This window comes from Candidatus Erwinia dacicola (assembly GCF_001756855.1).
GTDB lineage: Bacteria > Pseudomonadota > Gammaproteobacteria > Enterobacterales > Enterobacteriaceae > Erwinia > Erwinia dacicola.
In genome coordinates, this window is sequence record NZ_MAYS01000418.1 from 1 (window position 1) to 3,682 (window position 3,682).

Below are 3,682 nucleotides of genomic sequence, written 5' to 3' on the forward strand. Positions count from 1 at the left end.
GTCCTAAGACTCTACCGTAAGTTTTTATATTTTATGCTGTTCAAACTGCTGCGACAGCAGGCGCGCAACCTTGCTGAACAGCGCCATCAGCAGCACGCCGGATGTTGGGCGACCGAGTCGGTGTACGGTGAAAACGTGCTGGCCAATCTGGTCGCGTACGGTCTGCATGACAAACACAGTTTCATGGCGGTCGAGCCAGCTACGGTGCACTAGCCAGCCCGAGGGTTTATTTACTGCGACCAGCCACTCATCCTGATAAATAATCTCCAGCATTAGTTTGGCGACTCGAACAGCTGATCGAACGCGTTTAAGCAGTGCAGCAGCGCCGAGCGCCGCGGGATTTCGCCCTCCAGCCAGACTTCATAGTATGGGGCGATGACCAGCGCGACGGGCAGAAGTGCAGCTGCATCCAGCAGGGTTTGCATACATGGCAGGAATACCCACTGCAGCCACTGCAGCGGCGTCATGGTATCGAGGCAAAAAGGCTTAGTGCTGGTAAAAGCTTCGCTGTTAGGCGCAACGGATTGCCATAGCCCCGCCTGTTTAAGCAACGATTCAATCGCCAGTAATCGTTCCTGAATCTGTTGTTTACGGCTCATAGGGATCTTCCACTGTGGATAAGGGCGCAGAGCATACCATTCACACGCTGCTCAGTGAAAAGTATGCACGAAAAAAAGGGGGACTGTGTTAACAGTGCCCCCCGGTTCGTTTGCAGCTTTCCAGCTACCTTTATGCTCCCTGCTCTTCCTTGAAAACTGTTCCTGTGCTCTCCTGAGCAAACATCGTCCTGATGTTATCCGTTCACTTCCCTGATAGCCGTCATCCTATACGGTTCACATTCTCCTTCCTAGAGGTGTCCATTGCCTCATCCTGAGGTTTCCCTGTTTCCCTGCTTCAATCCCGAAGCCTATCCCTGCATCATCATTCTGATGATGGGTCCAACTCATTATTCCATGAACTCCATGAACACGTCACTCCTTGACGTTAATTCTGTTCCTGAGCGCCGTTCAGATTGAGTTGATTTTGCCTGATTATTATAAGCAAACAAGATACTTCTCACGGCTTTTTGTGGCATAAGCTTAGGATTATTCGCAATAATCTGGCTAACTTGATGATATACAATATTTTTACAATTGCATGTTAGAAGGCATTAAGTTCATTCGTAGCGATGTCTCACAACCTTTGTGAGACATCTCGCACGTGACGGGCAGAGAAAAGCGCATTACAGGTCACTAAGCGGCTGTAAATGAATAAGAAAATTCTGAAGAGACGGGGCAACAACCTGACGTTTTTGCGGGCCCAACTGCTCAAGGATCACTTTGCCGCTCAAATTGCACACCGACACAACTTCCAGCTCAGAGTCTGTCGTGGCGATAAACAAAGTTGGGGAGTGCTTCAGCCGGCGCTTCATTACCAAATGACCAATTAAGTTCTCCTGCACGCGCTGAAAATCTTCTTCACTCCGGACCTGTACAAGAGACACGTGTTGCCCAGAAAAAGTTCCCGACATATCAGCGGCAAATTGTGCGGTATAGAACGCAGCAACGGCAGACTGCAGCTGAATATCCAGCGCACGCTCTACAGCATCAAGGTTTTGCGCCAAGGTGAACGGCTGCGGCTGCCACCAAACGGCATCGTCATGTAGCCACGACGCAAGGTGATGGGATGCCGTGCAGCTCCTCGCTGGCGGGAAGGTGACCGCTCTCCTGCTGCCAGAGGTCACAGTAGCGTTGGCTAAAATCGCGTAATGCATGGGCGGTTTTTTCAATCATTTTTTTTCACTCTTAGCTGGCTGGGTTACACTTGCAGGCCATTGTAGCCTGAATGCTAATCAGGCTGACGAATTCTCATCTCGCCTGTACCGACAGGCGCAATAAGGTATCAGAATGTCTTCATACGACCATCATCAGGCACTGGAAGACCTGACACTGGGGAAACCCACACAATACCACGACAGCTATCAGCCTGCGCTGCTACAAGCGGTGCCGCGTAGCCTGAATCGTGAACCGCTGGGGCTCTACCAGGATACCCTGCCATTCACCGGAGCCGATATCTGGACGCTGTACGAGCTCTCTTGGCTCAACAGCAAAGGGCTACCGCAGGTGGCGGTGGGTGAAGTGGTGCTGGATGCCGATAGCGTGAACCTGATCGAGTCGAAAAGCTTTAAGCTTTACCTCAATAGCTTTAACCAGACCAAATTTGCCGACTGGGGCGAAGTGCGGCAGACGCTGGAGCGCGATCTCAGTGCCTGCGCCGAAGGCAAGGTCAGCGTGGCTCTGTTCCGCCTGCAGGAAATTGAAGGGCAGCCACTTGGCCATTTCGACGGGACCTGTATTGATGAGCAGGACATTGTAATTAATGACTATCAGTTCAATGCTGACTACCTGCGCAACGCTGCCGATGGGAAGATCGTTGAAGAACAGCTGGTGAGCCATTTGCTAAAATCTAACTGCCTGATCACCAATCAGCCCGACTGGGGTTCCGTGCAGATAAGCTATCGCGGCTCGCGCATTCAGCGGGCAGTCCTGCTGCGTTATCTGGTCTCATTCCGCCATCACAATGAGTTTCACGAGCAGTGCGTAGAGCGTATTTTTAGCGATATTCTGCGCTACTGCCAGCCGGAAAGCCTGAGCATTTATGCGCGCTACACGCGCCGCGGCGGGCTGGATATTAACCCGTGGCGCACTAATGTCCAATTTAAGCCGGGACGCTCGCGCCTAGTTCGCCAGTAATCTCCGGTTTATCTCTGTTAACCTGTTGTTAAATCAAAAGCAAAAGGCTAATCTGGACAAGGGCACCAGCACGCTAATCTAGGAAAATTTTGTCCCGTTGACCGCCATATCACGGGGTTACTGCACACCTAGGCGGGTGTAAAGGAGTTCACTTGATTATACATATCAGCCCTCTTGGCTCGATGGACCTGCTTTCACAACTGGAAGTCAACATGCTGAAGCGCACGGCCAGCAGTGGCCTCTACCAGCTGTTTCGTAACTGCTCACTCGCCGTGCTCAACTCCGGTAGTCAAACCGACAGCAGCCATGAGCTGCTTTCCTGTTTTGAAAGTTTTGATATCAACGTGCTGCGCCGTAAGCGCGGCGTCAAACTGGAGTTGATCAACCCGCCGGAAGAGGCGTTTGTTGATGACCGGATTATCCGTGCGCTGCAAGCTAACCTGTTTGCCGTGCTGCACGACATCCTCTTCGTAAACGGCCAGATCGATAAAGCCGGACGCTTCCAACGGCTGAAAATTGAAGATCTGTAGTGGCACACTGATACTGGCCACCTGATCGGAAGGTGATATTCTCACCTTCCCAACACCACAGGTGACCCAATGGCTAAACATTTCACGCCAGAATTTAAGCTCGAAGCGGCGAAGTTAGTTGTCGACCACGGCTATACCTACGTTAAGGCCGCAGAGGCAGTTAACGTAAGCCATTCGGCTATCCCCCGTTGGGTGAATAAGCTGCGACTTGAGCGCCAGGGGAAAACGCCCGCCGGGCTTCCTCTGACGCCAGAACAGCTCGAGCTGCGTGAGGCGAGGAAGAAAATACAACGCCTTGAAATGGAGAACGAAATCCTAAAAAAGGCTACGGCGCTCTTAATGTCGGACGCACTCAACGGTTCACGGTAGTCGACAGGCTAAGAGCGAGGTATCCGGTCGCTGCGTTGTGCCAGACTTTTG

3 protein-coding genes and 3 pseudogenes are annotated in these 3,682 nt (G+C 51.9%); 3 read left to right on the forward strand and 3 right to left on the reverse strand.

Annotation, left to right across the window (positions count from 1 at the left end; all coding sequences use genetic code 11):
* Positions 1 to 27 precede the first annotated feature (27 nt).
* The 3 genes and pseudogenes from BBW68_RS11430 to syd all read right to left on the reverse strand — a co-directional run.
* Positions 28 to 273: pseudogene (locus tag BBW68_RS11430) on the reverse strand (pseudouridine synthase); the annotation flags it as partial.
* Positions 273 to 599 carry a YqcC family protein gene (locus BBW68_RS11435; RefSeq protein WP_070135459.1) on the reverse strand — a complete coding sequence of 109 codons (327 nt, stop codon included), beginning with the start codon at positions 597 to 599 and terminating at the stop codon, positions 273 to 275. The gene BBW68_RS11435 and the pseudogene BBW68_RS11430, both read right to left, overlap by 1 nt.
* Before the next feature lie 623 nt (positions 600 to 1,222).
* A pseudogene (gene syd, locus BBW68_RS11440) lies at positions 1,223 to 1,772 on the reverse strand (SecY-interacting protein).
* Positions 1,773 to 1,886: 114 nt separating this feature from the next.
* On the opposite strand from syd, the gene queF reads away from it, so the two are divergent.
* The 3 genes and pseudogenes from queF to BBW68_RS11455 all read left to right on the forward strand — a co-directional run bounded on the left by queF (position 1,887) and on the right by BBW68_RS11455 (position 3,631).
* Positions 1,887 to 2,732, forward strand: a complete 846-nt coding sequence (gene queF / locus BBW68_RS11445; RefSeq protein ID WP_070135460.1) for an NADPH-dependent 7-cyano-7-deazaguanine reductase QueF — start codon at positions 1,887 to 1,889, stop codon at positions 2,730 to 2,732.
* Positions 2,733 to 2,884: 152 nt separating this feature from the next.
* Positions 2,885 to 3,253, forward strand: a pseudogene (locus tag BBW68_RS11450) (DUF4478 family protein); the annotation flags it as partial.
* Positions 3,254 to 3,331: 78 nt separating this feature from the next.
* Positions 3,332 to 3,631, forward strand: coding sequence for an IS3 family transposase (locus BBW68_RS11455; RefSeq protein ID WP_070133583.1), 300 nt, complete (start codon positions 3,332 to 3,334; stop codon positions 3,629 to 3,631).
* Positions 3,632 to 3,682 lie beyond the last annotated feature (51 nt).

Bases quoted from the DNA above. Each gene is read 5' to 3' on its own strand.
- BBW68_RS11455 (WP_070133583.1), top strand. From the start codon at position 3,332: ATGGCTAAACATTTCACGCCAGAATTTAAGCTCGAAGCGGCGAAGTTA.
- queF (WP_070135460.1), top strand. From the start codon at position 1,887: ATGTCTTCATACGACCATCATCAGGCACTGGAAGACCTGACACTGGGG.
- BBW68_RS11435 (WP_070135459.1), bottom strand. From the start codon at position 599: ATGAGCCGTAAACAACAGATTCAGGAACGATTACTGGCGATTGAATCG.